The following is a 17,320-nucleotide window of genomic DNA, read 5'->3' on the forward strand; positions in this document are numbered from 1 at the left end:
AAGAGATTAACTTTCCATTAGATAAGTGGCAAAAGAAAATTACTTTTGCCACTCTTTTAATGTTACTCAAATAGTTGGAACTTACCGTCTTTTATAATTAATACTGTAGGCTCCATGAGAACATCTCCATCTTTATCGAATGAGAATCTACCTAAGATACCATCTAAATCTTTTATCTCAGCTAGTGCATCTCTTAGCGCATCTCTATCTGATTCTCCAGCATTTTTTAATGCCTCTTCTAAGATGTACAATACATCATAAGCTTGTGCTGCAAATTGATCTGGCTTTTTACTGTATTTTTCTTCATATTTTTTAACAAAGTCCTGAACCTTTTGATCTGGCTTATCACCAAACCATGGAGTAGCAACAATCAAACCTTCTGAAGCTTTACCTGCAATATTGATAACCTCTGGTGAATTAAATCCGTTTCCACCTACAAAAGGCACATCGATTCCCATTTTTCTTGCCTGATCCATGATTACTGCGCCTTCATTATATAAAGCAGAAGCTAAAATTAAATCTGGGTTAAGATCTTTAATCTTTGTCAGTTGTGCATTATAGTCAGACTGACCTTTTTGGAAAGTTTCGATAGTGACTATCTCAAGTTTCATCTCTTCTGCAACTTTTTTCATTGTGTCGAATCCAGATTGAGTAAATAGATCATCATTTCCATAAAGAATAGCAACCTTTTTCACTCCATACTTATCTACCGCTTTTTCCAAAGCAGCTGGTATTGCTAGAGATTCTGGAATTGAGTTTCTAAAAACATAATCTCCGATTTGAGGAATACCAGCAGCGGTAGTAGAAGTACCTATAATTGGAATTCCATTGATGTCTGCCTCAGGACCTACGACATTCATTTCTGTACTTAAAGTTGGTCCAATAATAGCTACAATGTCATCAGAACTCATTAGCTTTTGACCAACTGTTAATGCTTGATCTTGCTTTCCTGCAGAGTCTTCCACTACAAGTTCGATTTTCACATCGCCTTTTTCATTAATTTCATCTAAAGCTAAATTTAAACCATTCGTTATAGCTTCACCATAAGCAGCTCCAGGTCCAGATAAATACGAGATAACCCCAATTTTTGCTGATAAAGTTCCTGTATCACTTCCTGATTCACCACTTGTAGCATCGGTGTCTTCACCACTACATGCTGCTAATAAAAACAACAAAAATACAGAAAATAGTAGATAAGTAGTTTTAGTAATCGCTCTCATTTCTTTTCCCCCGATGAATTATTTGAATTTTTTAACACATCATTATTAAACAATACTAGTCTTAGAAAGTAAAGATATAATTCATAATTATATGAATATTTATTATTTTTAAATAGTTTTATTTGCTAATAAAAATAAAGAGAGATAACACTTTTTTAAGTGATATCTCTCTTTCATTAAACTATATTCCTCTTTTTCGTTTTAATGCAGCTTGAATGTATTCCTCGAATATGCGTTTTGAAGCTTCGTCCCCTTCCATTGCAAATTCCTCGGGATGCCACTGAAAGCCGAACACAAAGTTGTGCTTCGTGCTTTCCACGCTTTCGATGACTCCGTCTATTGCTTTTGCAACTACTCGTAAACCTTTTCCTACCTCATTTACTGCTTGGTGGTGAAATGAATTCACCTTGAATTCCTCTTCTTGCACTAATTCATATAAACGACTATCTTTTTCTACTTTTACAGTATGCGACCTATGTGTTCGCTCCGCCTTTTGTAAATGCTGAATAACAGGCTCCTTTCGCTGCGAGTGAATCGACTGATATAGAGTTCCTCCAGAAACTATGTTCAGCATATGTAATCCCCGACAAACTCCTATATAAGGTTTATTTAGCTCCAGTATTTTCTGTACCGTTGCAAACTCCATTGCATCGAGTTTGGGTGTGATTCTACCTAGATGAACTATTGGTTCCGCACCATAATAGGATGGGTCTATATCTTCTCCCCCAGTAAGAAAAAGTCCATCGATTTTTTCACAAGCCTCATCTATATCCATATCTGGAATAAGAGGGATTAATACGGGTATACCTCCAGCTTGTGAAATGGCTTTACCATAAACTGAGGGCATAAAATAATTACCATCCTCTTTTACTTCTACTGTTATTCCAATGATTGGTTTCATATACTATTCTCCGTTCTTGATATATACATTCAATTTAATATACCCGCTATTATTTCAATAAAAACGAAATGTACCATTCCAATTTTTTGCTTTCTTTTTTTAGTTTGTTTTAGTTGTATAAGGGAAAGATATTATAGATAACATTTTTAAGGAGGATTCCCATGACTACTGATAAATATGAAAAAATTCATGAAGAAGTTCCTGGACAAACTCAGAACCAACAACCAGGTGTAGAAGAGGAAATGACACCTGCACCTATCTTTGATGATAAAAACTATAAAGGCTCCGAAAAATTAAAAGGAAAAGTTGCACTTGTTACAGGTGGTGATAGCGGGATTGGACGAGCAGTTTCTATAGCCTTTGCAAAAGAAGGAGCAAATGTTGCGATTGTTTATTTAGATGAAAAGGAACAAGACGACGCCGAAACGACTGTAAATCTAATAGAGGAATATGGTGTTAAGGCATTTAGAATACAAACAGATTTAAGTGATGATGAGAATTGCCAAAACGTTGTTGATGAAGTAATTCAAGAATTTGGACAGATTAATATCCTAGTAAACAATGCTGGAAAGCAATTCCCTACAAAGGATTTTTTACAGATCACCCCGGATCAGTTACAAGAAACTTTTTCATCTAATATTTATTCCATGTTTTATTTAACGCAGGCAGCACTTCCACATATGACAAAGGGAGATACGATTGTTAACACATCTTCTATTACTGCTTATAACGGTTCACCAGAGCTTATTGACTATTCTGCGACAAAAGGAGCTATTACTTCCTTTACTCGTTCTCTAGCGCTTAATTTAATCGAAAAAGGAATACGTGTGAATGCTGTTGCTCCAGGACCAATCTGGACGCCGCTTATTCCTGCAACTTTCGATAAAACGAAAGTAAAAGAGCACGGAGACGATACACCAATCGGCAGAAGAGGTCAGCCAGCTGAAAACGCACCAGCATATGTATTCTTAGCCTCCTCCGATTCCAGCTATATGACTGGACAAACCATTCATGTCGATGGCGGTGACTTCGTCGGCTCCTAAGTTGTAAAGAAGCCTCTCCTTCTCGGGTAGGCTTCTTTTCATTTTCATTTTATTAATAGTAAAAAAAATCTGAGCAACTCATTAATTTTGGTTTAGCAGTAGTAGGATAGCATATCGAACGACAAACTTAATAACGAGATTTCAAGTTAATGGAATTCTTTTCAGGCTATAGACAAACTCGAATTTATTTTTATATAGGATAGTACAGGTTTTCCGAACTACCGCTCGCTTTCCACGGGCGGGCGCCGAGCCACTCGGGCCAATGGGGAGCACCTTCCTGTATTTAGTAATTTAATTTTTTTTACAGGAATACAATTTTTTTTAGATAGAAGAAATGCTTAATTGTAAGCATTCAATAGTTGATTGTAGTGGAAGGCGGCGACTCCCGCCGGAATAGCAAATGTTATCTGCACCGAAAGCGAAGCGGCAGGTGCATGAGCTGAAGACCCTGGACTGAGCGTAGCGAAATTAATTTTTGCGACGAGCTTGCGCAGGAGCAAGGGAAGCGGCTGAAGCCATGCCGGCGGAAAGCGTCCGCCTGGAATGGAAATCAACTGGGCCCATACAAAAAGCGAGTATGTGAACGAAATGTCGTTCACATACTCGCTAAGAAATACCTTGAAGAGTTTTTGAGTGCCCTCGCTTCGCGCCCGCAGGGTCTCGTCTGTCTCGCTTCTCCCGGAGGAGTCGAGCGGAAGCTTCTAAAAGCAATTGAGACCAATTAGCTAACTGACTTTTTTTCAATCTGAAACGAGATTCCAAATTAATGGAATCCCGTTTTTAAAATTCTTTTTTTAGTACAAGTTATATAGTACTTCTAGAAACCTTTTTTCCATCATATGAATAGAGGGTTGGCTTTTCCTCTACATATGTTTCCAAAAATACAGCACGCCCCCAAAGTTGATAAATATAGGGTAGTACGTTTTCTAAATAGTGAGGGTCAAGCTCCATTCCCTCATATCCGTGCTTTAAATACAATTCTCCAGTTCTTGAATAGTCACCATCTTCCACCACAATGTATGGAAAGCCTCCATTAACTCGCATGGAAACTAGTTGATCTCGTACATTTTCATAATCTTTATCCGTTATTTGATAGTTACCATTCTTTTTCTCAAATAGATATAAATCTTCCTTCTTCATTAAATCTTTCGTTAAATAGTTTTGTATAAACGAGATATCCGATTCGATTTCCCTTACTTCAAAAATCTTTTCTCGACCCGAATCTGGCTTAATCCCAAACTTTTTCATCTCTTCTGATGGTTGATTATATCTCTTTTCAATATCTTCAAAAATTTTCAAACCTAAATAGTAAGGATTGATAGTCGTCGATGATGGCTGGACTACGTTTGCATTTAATTTAGCAAACTCAATCGTTTCATCTGTAGTTAAATTCATTTCCCTTAAAATTCGTTGATGCCAAAAAGAAGCCCAACCCTCGTTCATAATTTTCGTTTCTAGTTGCGGCCAAAAATAAAGCATTTCTTCTCGCATCATTGTTAAAATATCCCGTTGCCAATCCTCCAATTCACGACTGTACTCTTGAATAAACAACAATAAATCTTTTTCAGGATTTGGAGGAAACTTTTTTCTCTTTGTAATAAAGGGTTTTTTATTATTTGCTGACTGACCTATATTCCATAAATCATCGTAAGGTGTTCTACGTAAATCTTCTTTCTCTTCCTCTAGTAAATCATATTCCGGCAGTTTAGGTCTAATAATGGATGGGTCAATATGTTCCTGGATAGCCAATACTGCATCAAGAAAGCTTTCTACTTCCTCTTTTCCATAAATCATTTCATAATTCGCAATTCTTTCTGCTGTTGCCGTCATACTTTCAACCATATCTCTTCTTGTGTTGGAAAAACGAACATTATTCTTAAAAAAGTCACAATGTGCGAGCACATGGGCAATAATGAGTTTATTTTGTATTAAACTATTTGTATCTAGCAAAAAGGCATAACAAGGATTCGAATTAATAACTAGCTCATATATTTGGCTCAATCCAAAATCGTATTGGATTTTCATTTTGTGGAATTGCTTTCCAAAGCTCCAATGCGTAAAGCGAGTTGGCATGCCGTATGCTCCAAATGTATAGATAATATCAGCAGGGCAGATTTCATAGCGCATCGGGTAAAAATCAAGGCCAAATCCAGAGGCAATTTCCGTAATCTCCGCTATTGCATGATGAAGCTTCGTATCCATTAATTGACTCCTTTCTTTTATTTTGGCACTTTAAAAATGCTTTTCAAAGCTACATATACATCTTTTTTATCCTTTAATACATAATAGCGAAATTTTGGATCATCAATTGTTTTATACGTGTTCATTAATGTAGAGTATCGGCTATGGGGATTAACTTCTCCATACCCAAACATACTAGAGACTTCCATCAGTTGGTTTACAAGTTTTATACATTTTTCATTATCACTTGTCATATTTTCTCCGTCTGAAAAGTGAACAGGATAAATATTAAATTGATTAGGATTATATTTTTCTTCTATAAGTTCAAGTGCCTTGTAATATGCAGATGAACAAATCGTTCCACCGCTTTCTCCTTTTGAAAAGAATGCTTCCTCAGTTACAACTTTTGCTTCGGTATGATGTGCTATAAATTCAATATCTACGGATTTATATTCCGATCTTAAAAACCGAGCCATCCAGAAAAAGAAACTTCTTGCACAATACTTCTCAAAAGCACCCATCGATCCACTCGTATCCATCATGGCAAGAACTACTGCTTTTGACTCTGGTTTTGTCACTTCATCCCATGTTTTAAAACGTAAATCATCGTTATGAAGTGGTGAAATTTCTGCTTTACCTTTCATCGCATTTCTTTTAATCGCGGTCATAATTGTACGCTTCTTATCGATATTTCCCATAAGTCCTTTTTTACGAATATCATTAAATTCGACTTTATCCGTTATAATGTTTGCCTGTTCTTTTTGCTGTAAATTCGGTAGTTCCATCTCTTTAAAGAGAACACTTTCTAATTCTGATATAGTCACTTCTGCTTCGTAATAATCTTTACCCGCTTGGTCTCCAGCTTGTTTCCCTTGGCCCGAAGCCTTATCTCCTTCACTGGAATCACGAGCAATCACATCTCCTACCTGACTGTCGCCATCCCCTTGACCAACATGTTTGGTTTTATCATAGTTGTAACGAATTTTATATTCATCCAATGAACGAATTGGTATTTTAATTACTTCTCGTCCATTTGACATAATAATACTTTCCTCACTGATTAAGTCAGGTAAATTGTCTTTAATAGCTTCTTTCACTTTATCCATATGACGCTGCTGATCTTGATGACCTTTACGGTGCAATGACCAGTTTTCCTGTGAGATGACGTAATGATTCTCTTGTTTTTCATTCATTTTCATCAACACCTACCTATTGTTTATCATATGCCAGCTACTCAAAGTTATTGCCAATGTATATAAGAAAAGTGCAATAGACTATGAAAAGAAGCACAGGCATCCGAATCTGTTAATGAAAAAAGTAGAATAGTCGCACTTTATATCTGTTTATAAAAAAACAAGACCAATGTAATAATTAGTCTTGTTTTTCCCTATTATCGATTGAGCAGGCTACCTACATATCGCAATAATTCATTTGCTGAAGTGGAGTTATAACCATGTTCATCAATTAGTCTTGCCACAACCTCATTTACCTTTTTCAGCTGAGATTCATCAGGTGTTTTAGAGGATGTAGTTATTTTCACAACATCCTTTAAATCAGCAAAAAGTTTCTTTTGGATCGCTTCACGCAACCGTTCATGGGAATTATACTCGAAACGTTTTCCTTTTCTTGCATAGGCAGAAAGGCGAATTAGGATTTCTTCTCTAAATGCTTTCTTAGCATTTTCAGAAATACCAATTTGTTCTTCAATAGAGCGCATTAGTTTTTCATCCGGATTCATTTCTTCGCCTGTAAGTGGATCTCTCATTTTGTTTTTATTACAATAAGCCTCCACATTGTCCAAGTAATTGTTCATTAAGGAAATTGCGGACTCCTCATATGAATAAACAAATGCTTTTTGAACTTCTTTCTTAGCAATTTCATCATATTCTTTTCTAGCAACAGCAATGTAATTCATGTATTTTTCACGGTCTTCTTGTGAAATCGAAGCGTGTTGGTCAAGTCCTTCTTTTAAAGCTCGTAATACGTCCAATGCATTAATCGATGGGATTTCCTTACGAATAATAGCAGACGATATTCTATTAATGACGTAACGAGGATCTATTCCTTGCATCCCTTCGTTCAGAGATTCCTTTTTCAATTCCTCCACATCTATTTCGTTAAATCCTTCTACGCTTTCTCCATCATAAAGTCGCATTTTCTTGACTATATCAATGCCTTGTTTTTTAGGTACTTCCAGTCTTGTTAAAATGGAAAAGATAGCCGCTGCCCTTAACGCATGTGGCGCAATATGAACATGTGTCATGTCACTTTCCTTAATCATCTTTTCATAAATACGTTCTTCCTGACTTACTTTTAAATTATATGGAATAGGCATAACGATAATTCTTGAGTGTAATGCTTCATTCTTTTTATTGGAGATAAAAGAACGATACTCTGTTTCATTCGTGTGCGCTACAATCAATTCATCTGCACTAATTAAAGCAAATCTTCCTGCTTTAAAGTTTCCTTCCTGGGTTAGCGATAATAAATGCCAAAGAAATTTTTCATCTAGTTTCAGCATTTCCTGAAATTCCATCATCCCACGATTCGCTTTATTTAATTCACCATCGAATCGATAAGCACGTGGATCAGATTCGGAGCCAAACTCGGCAATAGTTGAAAAGTCAATACTACCTGTTAAATCAGCAATATCTTGTGATTTAGGATCCGATGGGGTGAATGTTCCAATTCCAACCCGTTTGTCTTCCGAGAAAAAAATTCGCTCTACCCTAACATGTTCAATTCGTCCATCGTACTCTTTTTCCAGTCTCATAGTATTAAGCGGTGATAAACTGCCTTCAATACGAATTCCGTATTCTTCAACAAAATCTTCACGTAAATGATGTGGAATCAGGTGCAATGGATCTTCATGCATGGGGCACCCTTGAATAGCAAAAACTGCTCCCTCATCTGTTCTAGAATACTGCTCTAGACCGCGTTTTAACAATGTAACTATAGAGGATTTACCTCCACTTACAGGTCCCATTAATAAAAGAATTCGTTTTCTAACGTCTAATCTTTTTGCTGCTGGATGAAAATACTCTTCTACTAAGCGTTCAATCGCTGTCTCTAATCCAAATATTTCTTTTCCAAAGAAATGGTACATCTTGACTCCATCTCTCTCTTTTAGCCCTGAGCTTTTAATCATGTTATATACACGAGAATGTGCTGTTTGGGCAACTTCTGGTCTATCCTTCACAATGGCTAAATACTCCTCGAACGTGCCTTCCCACTTCAGTTTATTCTCTTCTTCACGGTAGTTCCTAACCTTGTTCAAAATATCCATTTATTCCCTCCATTCAGGGGCGTTGTTTTATACATAGTATGAAAGGAGAGAATTTATGATACCTATTACTTTTTGTAGTAGCAAATTCTTTTAGTACATTACCTACACATTATTTTCACTATTAAGTTTAAAAGTGATTTGTATTCGGGTATCTACTCAATAAGCAATCAAATCACCAATACTACTAAAATTGGAGGAATTTATTATGACGATGAAGTCAATTGCAGGGGAAAAATGGTGGAAAATCGGAGCAGCAGCATTTCTTTCGGTAAGTTTATTGGCCGGTTGTGGAGACGGTGAAAATGAATCAGATGTGGATGACAACATGGAAGAAGATGTAGAACAAGATCTTGAAGAAGAAGACAAGGACGGAGAATAAAAGTTTATTATGCGGTGTGATGCACACCGCATTTTTTTATTTTTTTTCTATTTTTCTTTTTTTGATCCACCAAAATACTACAATAATTACGACACCCAAAAGCAGTAGTATTGGTAGATTACCAATAAAAAACACGGTTAGTCCTGACACCATAGTAAGTAGTGCATTAGTACTTGTAATAAATTGCTTCTTTGTTTTTTCCCATGTATTTAAATCATTGTTTTCAATCTCAGGAACAATTACACGGTTTTCATACAAAGCTAGCTCAATTGTTGAAAACGATGTTTGATTTTCTAAATAATTTACCTTACCAACAAGTACCTCAATTTCTTCTTGAATGTTTGCTAAATCAGAAGAAATCTTTAATAAATCCTCGGTTTTTTGAGCGTTTTTCATAAAAGTAAGTAAACGTTCCTCTACTACTCTTTTAGATTTGATGCGAGAAGTTAAATCAACATATTGCTCCGTCACATCCTGCCCTGTAACATTACGTTCTAACACTTTTGAAGCTTCCTCTTCAGCATCGGATAAAAATGTTTCAAAATACTTTTCTGGAATTCTAATAATCATATTGCCACTACTTGACTGGTCATCTTCTTGAAATACATTCGATTCCACAATATAGCCACCATACTCTTTAACTTTTTGTTCGATCTTATTCTGTGCCTTCGCTAGTTCTTTCACATTCGCTCTTATAATTGCTTTGTGAATAATCATACGATTAGTAGCAGCTTCAGATGAATTAGCCGAATCTTCAACAGGACTATCCTCTTCTACCATTTCGTTTGAACTCTTTTCTTCTTCAACAGAGTAGCTAGCAGAGTCGTTCGCTTCCTCCATTTTAGCTTCTTCTGCCATCTCTTTATCGCTACAAGCTGTAAGAAAGCCTAATAAAACGGAAAAAAATAAAAATAACACTATTTTTTTCATTACCATTTGCCCCCTGTCTTTGAATAATCAGACGATTCCGACTTAAAAATGTTACAAAATATGTAATGATTTAGTTATTTATCATTCTACTCTGCTAATGTGACACCAAATTAGCAGATGAGAAATTTTTACTTTTTTCACAAAAACACTTAATTTTTTAAAATATTTAGATAGAATAAAAATAAGAATCAAGGAGGGATTTGCATGGACACTAACCCAAAAAAGAAAGTATGTGAACTGAATTGATTAATTTAAAAGGACATGAGCTTACATTAGAAGATATGCGAGCCATTTTATATCAGAAGGAAGAAGTAAAACTGGAACAAAGTGCAATAGAAGCTGTCCAAAAAAGTCGGAAAGCTGTTGATAGAATAGTAAAAGAGCAGAGTACTGTATATGGTATTAATACTGGTTTTGGTAAGTTCAGTGATGTTAGCATTGAAGAAGAGGATGTTCATGCTTTACAGCTCCACCTAATTCGTTCCCATGCTTGTGGTCTCGGTCAACCATTTGATGAAATAGTATCGCGTGCAATGGTTGTTCTAAGACTAAATGCTTTATTAAAAGGATTTTCAGGCATTCGACTTGAGGTACTTGAGCGACTTGCATTCATGGTAAACAATGATATTCACCCTGTAATTCCACAGCAAGGGTCTTTAGGTGCGTCAGGAGATTTAGCACCCCTATCACATTTAGCATTGGTTTTAATAGGTGAAGGTTTTGTGTGGGATGGAGACCAACATGTCCCATCTAATGTCATTTGGACAAAACATAAATTAACGCCTATCGTCCTTGAAGCAAAAGAAGGTCTCGCTCTTATCAATGGAACACAAGCAATGACTGCACAAGGAGTAGTAAATTGGTTAGAATCAGAAACACTTGCCTACCAAAGCGAGTGGATTGCTTCTATGACGATAGAGGCTCTTCATGGAATAATAGACGCATTTCATCCGGCCATTCATGAGGCTCGTGGCTATCCAGAGCAAGTGTCTGTCGCAAAACGTGTTCTACATTGGCTTGAAGGGAGCAAACTTGTTACGAAACAAGGAGAAAAACGTGTACAGGATGCATATTCTCTACGTTGTATTCCCCAAATTCATGGAGCTAGCTGGCAAGTATTAGCTTATGTAAAAGAAAAATTAGAGATTGAAATGAATGCTGCAACCGATAACCCTTTAATTTTTGAGGATGGTGAAGTAGTCATTTCAGGAGGGAACTTTCACGGACAACCAATTGCTTTTTCTATGGATTTCTTGAAAATTGCTCTAGCAGAGCTAGCAAACGTTTCGGAGCGTAGAATTGAACGATTAGTGAATCCCCAATTGAATGAGGGTCTCCCTCCCTTCTTAAGTCCACAACCTGGACTACAATCTGGTGCTATGATCATGCAATATGCAGCAGCAAGCTTAGTGTCTGAAAACAAAACTCTTTCTCACCCTGCTTCCGTTGATTCGATTCCTTCTTCTGCAAACCAAGAAGATCATGTAAGCATGGGTACAATTGGAGCTCGACATGCAAACCAAATTATTCAAAATGCACGCAGGGTCCTTGCTATCGAATTAATTTGTGCCATGCAAGGAATTGAATATCGAGGAAAAGATTTAATGGCCCCTTCCCTTTCTAAAAAGTGGCATGAAATCCGTGCATTTATACCCTCTATTACAAAAGACCGAATCTTTAGTGTAGATATTGAAAATTTGAATAAATACTTAAAATCAGAGACTGCTAGAAAAATAGGCTAAATAAATAAAACGGCGAATTGGAATTTTTCATTCTCCTATTTTCTTAGCGGAACGTTTATATTTCATTTGATAAGGGGTAAATTTGGAGGACATCGAATATGAACTCAACTTCAAGACAAAAATGGATGAAAATTAGTACAGCAGCCTTTCTTTCTGCTGGTTTACTGGCAGGTTGTGGTGATGGTGAAACAGACACGGATACAAACGAACCAATGGAAGAGGATTTGGACGTCGATGTAAATGTGGATGAAAGCAATGAAGATAGTGATAACAAGGAATCAGATGAAAATAAAGAAGATGTAGAAGATACGGATGAAGAGGTTATGGATAAAGATCGAGAATAGAAAAAAACCGCCAAGAAGGCGGTTTTTTTATTTACCACATTTGCATGGTCCTGAGCCTGTTTTTTTACACGTTTTACATTTCTTTGTCAAATACATCACTCCTTCAATCGAATAATATAAGAATATGAGTTTGCGTGATTGTCCTATTCAAATAAGTCGAAAGACAAAAATTATTTTTTTCCATATTATGAGGTAAAACTCAATAATGGGAGATGAACATTTGACCCTTTGGATTGATGTATCAGTTAACAATAAGCGGCTTAAACTTTACGATGCAAGTAAACTTATCAAAGAGTATCCAATTGCTGTCGGCAAAATTTTAACACCAACACCTAACGGGAATTATATCATCATAAACAAAGAACTTAACCCAGGTGGTCCTTTTGGAGTCTTATGGATGGGATTATCTAAACCTCATTATGGTATTCACGGAAATAATAATCCTTCCTCTATAGGAAAGAAAGTGTCTCATGGTTGTATCCGAATGCACAATGCTGATGTACTTGAGCTTTCTTCCCACGTCCCAATTGGTACGAATGTATACATTCATAGATAAAGACGCAATTATTATAAGGGTGTCTCATACTAAAGACAAAAGGCAGTTAGAATAAATGACCTTGCGTAAGATATTGTTAAATTGTAATTCTCTCTAATTGTCCCCGTTCATTATTTTGATTTCTCGTCCATCGCCTCAAGATTCCTCAATAGAAACATTTTATGGATTAGAGTGGGCCATCCCGCGGTAAGCTTTGGAATCCCTATCCTAAAAATAAAGCTTTATTAAATGATACTTTTATTACCCTAACTATAAGCAAAAAGTACAAAGTTTCAAAAACATGATTCTGTATACCATACTGTGATGAAATGAACACGAAACTATATCCGCAGGTGTTATTAGGATGTGCTCCTTACACGACTCATCCTGCGGTGGCTCATGCGTAGCGTGCGGCAAGCGCACGTCCGATTGGTTGGCATCATACCAGATGAACAAATTATATCTTTGAAAAACAACATCGAAGGTTAACAAAGTCAAAAATAAATGACTGTAGAAAACTCGTTTTTTTATACAGTCAAAAACACGCTTTTGAATAGCGTGGTTCAGCTTGACGAAAAAAATATTTTTATAAACGATTATGTACAATAAGAAATCTCCCTAAAGAGGTTGCTTTATCCAATTAATAGTAAAGATAGTAGATACTTATAAGGAATTGTTTATAAGGCAAGGACCACCACGAAGACTCCTGTGGGAACAGCTTGAGCAGAAGACCCCGCAGTTGAGAGGAAGGCAATCTAAGTTCGCCGCATCCTGCGGCAACGATTGCATGACCAACATCGTGTTGGCCTAGGAGGCTGAAGCCAAGCCCACGGAAAGCGTAGTGGTGGTCCTTGCCGAATTTGATATAGAACTTATGCACCCAAAATTGAGTTTGTCTACAGTCAAAAACACGCTTTTGAATAGCGTGTTTTTTTTGCTTAAGTTAAATGTTTATAAAGAAACTTTTTAGGGCGATTTCCATACAAATAGAATATTAAGAACCATGGATAGGGGAATTGTATGGAAGAAAATATTAAAAATGAGTTCGTCATGTTTTCATATGAACACATACTAGCAATAGTCGTCCTAATTGTAAGTTTAATTTTCCTATTTATGTTGAAAAATAAATTATCCGATCCCATCAAGAGTTCCATCTTATTTGAACGCCTCTTTGCCCTTTCCTTGTTGATGATGGAAGTCGCTTATCATCTTGTACTCATTGAAAACGGTGAGTGGAATTTAAGTGAATCTTTGCCAATCCATTTATGCAGCTTTAGTTTGTTTTTTTCAATTATAAGTTTATGGACAGGAAACAAACGTTTTTATGATTTTATCTTTTTTGCAGGCTTTGGAGGTGCTCTACAAGCTGTACTTACACCATCCTTAGAAATAGGTTTTCCCAGTTTTAAATTTTTTCAATTCTTTTATATTCATGCAGGAATAATAGCGACTTCATTTTACATTCTTTGGGTAAAAAAATACAATCCAACATTAAAAAGTCTCCTTAAAACGATGGTTTACTTAAATATTATGTTTCCATTCATTTTTGTTATCAATATAGTTATTGATGGTAATTATATGTTTCTAAGAGAGAAAACCACAAATGGGAGTTTGCTTGATTTTTTAGGACCATATCCATGGTATATTTTATCTTTAGAAATTGTAGCACTTTTCATGTTTCTCGCTATCTTGTTAATCTTCAGGAAATGGAGTTGGCATTCAAAAGGGATGACATGAATGATTGTCCAATACAAAAAACTTACCTCTTTAATTCAAGAAGGTAAGTTCTTATTGTTATTAGCTAAAAATTTTGCATATTGAATCGTATTTTTTGCTACATCTAATTCACCGTTAAATATTACAGGGATTCCTGGTCTCCAGTTTACTTCAAACAACCAAATTCTCTGGTTCTCATCCATTCCAACGTCAATACCTAGTTCATCCAAGTAAAAGTCACCGTATAATGAATCAAAGTGTTTTGAAAAACTTACTGAAAAGTACTCAAGTGTTTTTTTTACATCGAACCACTCATTGTCAAACTCTATTTGCAAAAAAGGATCTGGAAAAGCAGTAAAACCTCCGTTACCTAAATTTGAAGTTATGCTCCCCACAGGTCCAACACGAGGGTAAATGGACGTAGTTACCCACTCACCTTCTCCATTTTTTTGAACATGTAAACGAAAGTCGAAGACCTGACCCGATTTTATTCTACTTGATATAAATTTTTGAATAATATAATCTTGTTCCTGTACTTTAAGTAATACAAGGTCTATTAAGTCCTGTTTACTAAAGAAAGAAATTTTACCTGAATCATTCATTTTAAATGTTTCGCCATCTGCTTTTTCAACAAAAAGTATTCCAGATCCTCTACTCCCAGAAACAGGTTTAATAATAATTTGATTATGCATTTCAATCATATCAAGCAAGTCTTTTTCATTTGTTAATTCCATTGTCGGAATTAAATAATGATAAAATTCTTTTCCTTTCTTAATTCTGTATTGCACTTCGGATTTATTTCCTATCGAATGACTTGTAAATGGAATTCTTTTAAATAAATAATCAAAAGCTAGTTCTCCTTTATAAGTTAAAGGAAAACTTGCATTATAAATTGCATCTGGAAATGGATACTCTTTTTCATTCCATTTACCATTCTCATAGTATTTACCTAAAATTTTTTCGTTCTTGATATCCACATTCCCAGCCGTAAAGTAAAAAAAATCTACACCTTCTGCTTTTGCTACAACAGCATATGCATATGCCTTCTTTACTTTCTCGGGTTCTGCTCTATGGTGCAGCATACCAATTAAGGTCATTTTTTTCCCAACTCCCTTTTTTTATACAAATTTTTATTATTCACCATTTATCCCCAATTTCAAGACTTAGTCTATTTACTAATTTTGGATCGATACACTGAACACTGCAAAAGTTTTGTATCGATGCACTTACAATAGTCTTCGTTTTTTCTAGTCGATAAGGAACGCGCATCGAGTCTATATAATTACCTTCTACATCCATTGGATACAATAATGATAGGTAAACAAGCGAGCCTACTATATCTTCAATCCGAAAGAAGCGTGTTCTAAATGAAGTTTGTGAAGTGGAGGTTATTCCATCAGCATAATAAGGTTCAAAATTTGAGGATGTATACAACACAATTGGAATAGTTTCACGCAGGATACCTTTGAATATCGTTAGCTTAGCCTTGTTCTGTGTCTCATAAATTGTTTTCAATATTGATTCGAAATTATTGTATGATTCGATTACATTTTTTTCTTGCTCGTTATCACTCATTTTATTTTCACTCCATTACTATATAGGCTCAATATAAAAACGAATTTCCTTTGCCGCTTCTTTAGCGATACTAATAGCTTTTTCTTTATTTGCTGAAGAAGCTAAGATATATCCATATCGATCTCCCATTGATAAAGGTGGATGAAGTAATTTTCCTTTTTTAGGCTTTATAAAGACCTCCTCTACACCGGGTAGCCTTGAAACGCGTTTTCTACCTGTTACTTTTATTAATGTCCCAGTAGAATCAATCGTTAAATACTGAGCATACACAAATTTTTTATACTTTCTTTCAAAATTAGGCTCTTGTCCTAAAAATATCTTTATTGTCTCTTCAACTAAATTAAATCCATACGCTATCTCAATTATTCTATTCATTGCCCCACCAGATATGCGAGGATTTATCTCTATTAATTTCCATTCATTATTTACTAAGCGCATTTCTATATGACAAGATCCATTATCCATATTAAAACGTTCTAAAATAGAACAAACAGTTTCATAGATTTTGTTATGGAAATCTTTATCCATGTCCGCCAACAGAGTATAACCTGTTACAATAAAACGTTCAAAAAGCTTAATATCTTGTTCGAGAACTGCTATGATTTGAACTTTTCCATCGTACACACAAGCTTCTATTAAGTATTGAGGACCCACTAAATATTCCTCTACTAATATCTCATCACTCCCTTTGTCCACAAAGCTGTTTATACACTTTGTTAATTGTTTTTCATCTTCGACTAATAAAACATCTTTGGATCCAGTAGAAATTGGAGTTTTTACAATTAGGGGGAAATAGCTTTTTTGTTGAGCAATAAAGATCTCTAAGGAATCTTCTTTTTTATAGGTTTCAAAGTATGGAGATACTGGTAGTCCCTTTAATAGTTCACGGGTCATGACTTTATCCTCCATTTTTTCTAATGGTTCTGGAGTAACTTTAGATAAATTTAACTCCTTAGATAATTTTGCTGCTACATGGACATATGGATCAATAAAGCTTAAAATAGCCTCAATTTTTTTACCTTGTTCTTGTATTCCTCTTATACATGCCTTTAATAAATTATAATTAGTCAACTCCGTTAAAACCATTTGGTGAACTTCGGGAAAATCAAGTCTGTTTTCGAGGTAAATTTCTCTATCAGTTAGTAACACAGTAAAAAAACCAAGCCTTGCAGCCGCTTTAAGTGCATCTCTGCTTGATCCAGATTTGTTACTTCCGACAAATATAATTGTCTTCATAATTTATTTTCATCAACCTTCCATTTCAATTATTTAATCTTCCCAATATAATATTCATGCTTAATTTATTTTGATTGGGACTTATTATATTGAACAACACATAAAGAGAAGTTTTTGTTGACTTTTTATCGTTGACTTAAAACAAAAAAGTCATTGTTAAATGGATTAATTTCTCACTGTGGATAAAGTTATTAACACCAAATTCTTTATAAACTAGCCTTTTTTAATGTAA

Annotated in this window: 15 protein-coding genes; 6 read left to right on the forward strand and 9 right to left on the reverse strand. The window is 35.4% G+C overall.

The features are described from left to right. Positions 1-62 precede the first annotated feature (62 nt). Together WAX74_RS05650 and WAX74_RS05655 are read right to left on the reverse strand one after the other, a co-directional pair. Positions 63-1,220, reverse strand: a complete 1,158-nt coding sequence (locus WAX74_RS05650; protein WP_336496684.1) for an ABC transporter substrate-binding protein — start codon at positions 1,218-1,220, stop codon at positions 63-65. A gap of 181 nt (positions 1,221-1,401) precedes the next feature. Further along, on the reverse strand, positions 1,402-2,121 hold the full coding sequence (locus WAX74_RS05655; RefSeq protein ID WP_336496685.1) for a gamma-glutamyl-gamma-aminobutyrate hydrolase family protein: 720 nt from the start codon (positions 2,119-2,121) through the stop codon (positions 1,402-1,404). A gap of 161 nt (positions 2,122-2,282) precedes the next feature. On the opposite strand from WAX74_RS05655, the gene WAX74_RS05660 reads away from it, so the two are divergent. Next, complete coding sequence (locus WAX74_RS05660; RefSeq protein ID WP_336496686.1) at positions 2,283-3,164, forward strand: SDR family oxidoreductase; 882 nt, start codon at positions 2,283-2,285, stop codon at positions 3,162-3,164. Between the two features lie 804 nt (positions 3,165-3,968). On the opposite strand, the gene WAX74_RS05665 is transcribed toward WAX74_RS05660, so the two are convergent. The 3 genes from WAX74_RS05665 to WAX74_RS05675 form a co-directional block, all read right to left on the reverse strand. Further along, on the reverse strand, positions 3,969-5,366 hold the full coding sequence (locus WAX74_RS05665) for a SpoVR family protein (RefSeq protein ID WP_336496687.1): 1,398 nt from the start codon (positions 5,364-5,366) through the stop codon (positions 3,969-3,971). Positions 5,367-5,383: 17 nt separating this feature from the next. Continuing rightward, positions 5,384-6,538 carry a sporulation protein YhbH gene (gene yhbH, locus WAX74_RS05670; RefSeq protein ID WP_336496688.1) on the reverse strand — a complete coding sequence of 385 codons (1,155 nt, stop codon included), beginning with the start codon at positions 6,536-6,538 and terminating at the stop codon, positions 5,384-5,386. 197 nt (positions 6,539-6,735) lie between these two features. Beyond that, positions 6,736-8,631, reverse strand: coding sequence for a PrkA family serine protein kinase (locus WAX74_RS05675; protein WP_336496689.1), 1,896 nt, complete (start codon positions 8,629-8,631; stop codon positions 6,736-6,738). A 205-nt stretch (positions 8,632-8,836) separates the two neighbouring features. On the opposite strand from WAX74_RS05675, the gene WAX74_RS05680 reads away from it, so the two are divergent. Beyond that, positions 8,837-9,010: a hypothetical protein gene (locus WAX74_RS05680; protein ID WP_336496690.1), complete on the forward strand. Its 174-nt coding sequence runs from the start codon at positions 8,837-8,839 to the stop codon at positions 9,008-9,010. 36 nt (positions 9,011-9,046) lie between these two features. Here WAX74_RS05680 and WAX74_RS05685 read toward each other — a convergent pair whose 3' ends face one another. After that, on the reverse strand, positions 9,047-9,940 hold the full coding sequence (locus WAX74_RS05685; RefSeq protein ID WP_336496691.1) for a DUF4349 domain-containing protein: 894 nt from the start codon (positions 9,938-9,940) through the stop codon (positions 9,047-9,049). A gap of 242 nt (positions 9,941-10,182) precedes the next feature. Between WAX74_RS05685 and hutH the strand changes: the two genes are divergently transcribed. The 4 genes from hutH (at position 10,183) to WAX74_RS05705 (ending at position 14,298) form a co-directional block, all read left to right on the forward strand. Further along, positions 10,183-11,682 carry a histidine ammonia-lyase gene (gene hutH, locus WAX74_RS05690; RefSeq protein ID WP_336496692.1) on the forward strand — a complete coding sequence of 500 codons (1,500 nt, stop codon included), beginning with the start codon at positions 10,183-10,185 and terminating at the stop codon, positions 11,680-11,682. 98 nt (positions 11,683-11,780) lie between these two features. Continuing rightward, a complete protein-coding gene (locus WAX74_RS05695) occupies positions 11,781-12,026 on the forward strand; it encodes a hypothetical protein (protein ID WP_336496693.1) in 246 nt (81 codons plus the stop codon). 220 nt (positions 12,027-12,246) lie between these two features. Then, positions 12,247-12,582 carry a L,D-transpeptidase gene (locus WAX74_RS05700; protein WP_336496694.1) on the forward strand — a complete coding sequence of 112 codons (336 nt, stop codon included), beginning with the start codon at positions 12,247-12,249 and terminating at the stop codon, positions 12,580-12,582. A 999-nt stretch (positions 12,583-13,581) separates the two neighbouring features. Beyond that, entirely contained in the window at positions 13,582-14,298 is a 717-nt protein-coding gene (locus tag WAX74_RS05705) for a YwaF family protein (protein ID WP_336496695.1), read from the forward strand. A 35-nt stretch (positions 14,299-14,333) separates the two neighbouring features. Here WAX74_RS05705 and WAX74_RS05710 read toward each other — a convergent pair whose 3' ends face one another. From WAX74_RS05710 to WAX74_RS05720, 3 genes are read right to left on the reverse strand one after another with little or no spacing between them, the layout of a single operon-like run. Then, positions 14,334-15,374, reverse strand: a complete 1,041-nt coding sequence (locus tag WAX74_RS05710) for a YheC/YheD family endospore coat-associated protein (RefSeq protein WP_336496696.1) — start codon at positions 15,372-15,374, stop codon at positions 14,334-14,336. A 40-nt stretch (positions 15,375-15,414) separates the two neighbouring features. Continuing rightward, entirely contained in the window at positions 15,415-15,852 is a 438-nt protein-coding gene (locus tag WAX74_RS05715) for a CotY/CotZ family spore coat protein (RefSeq protein ID WP_336496697.1), read from the reverse strand. An 18-nt stretch (positions 15,853-15,870) separates the two neighbouring features. Beyond that, entirely contained in the window at positions 15,871-17,088 is a 1,218-nt protein-coding gene (locus WAX74_RS05720) for an ATP-grasp domain-containing protein (RefSeq protein ID WP_336496698.1), read from the reverse strand. Positions 17,089-17,320: the final 232 nt, after the last annotated feature.

It is taken from the genome of Psychrobacillus mangrovi, from assembly GCF_037104765.1.
GTDB lineage: Bacteria > Bacillota > Bacilli > Bacillales_A > Planococcaceae > Psychrobacillus > Psychrobacillus mangrovi.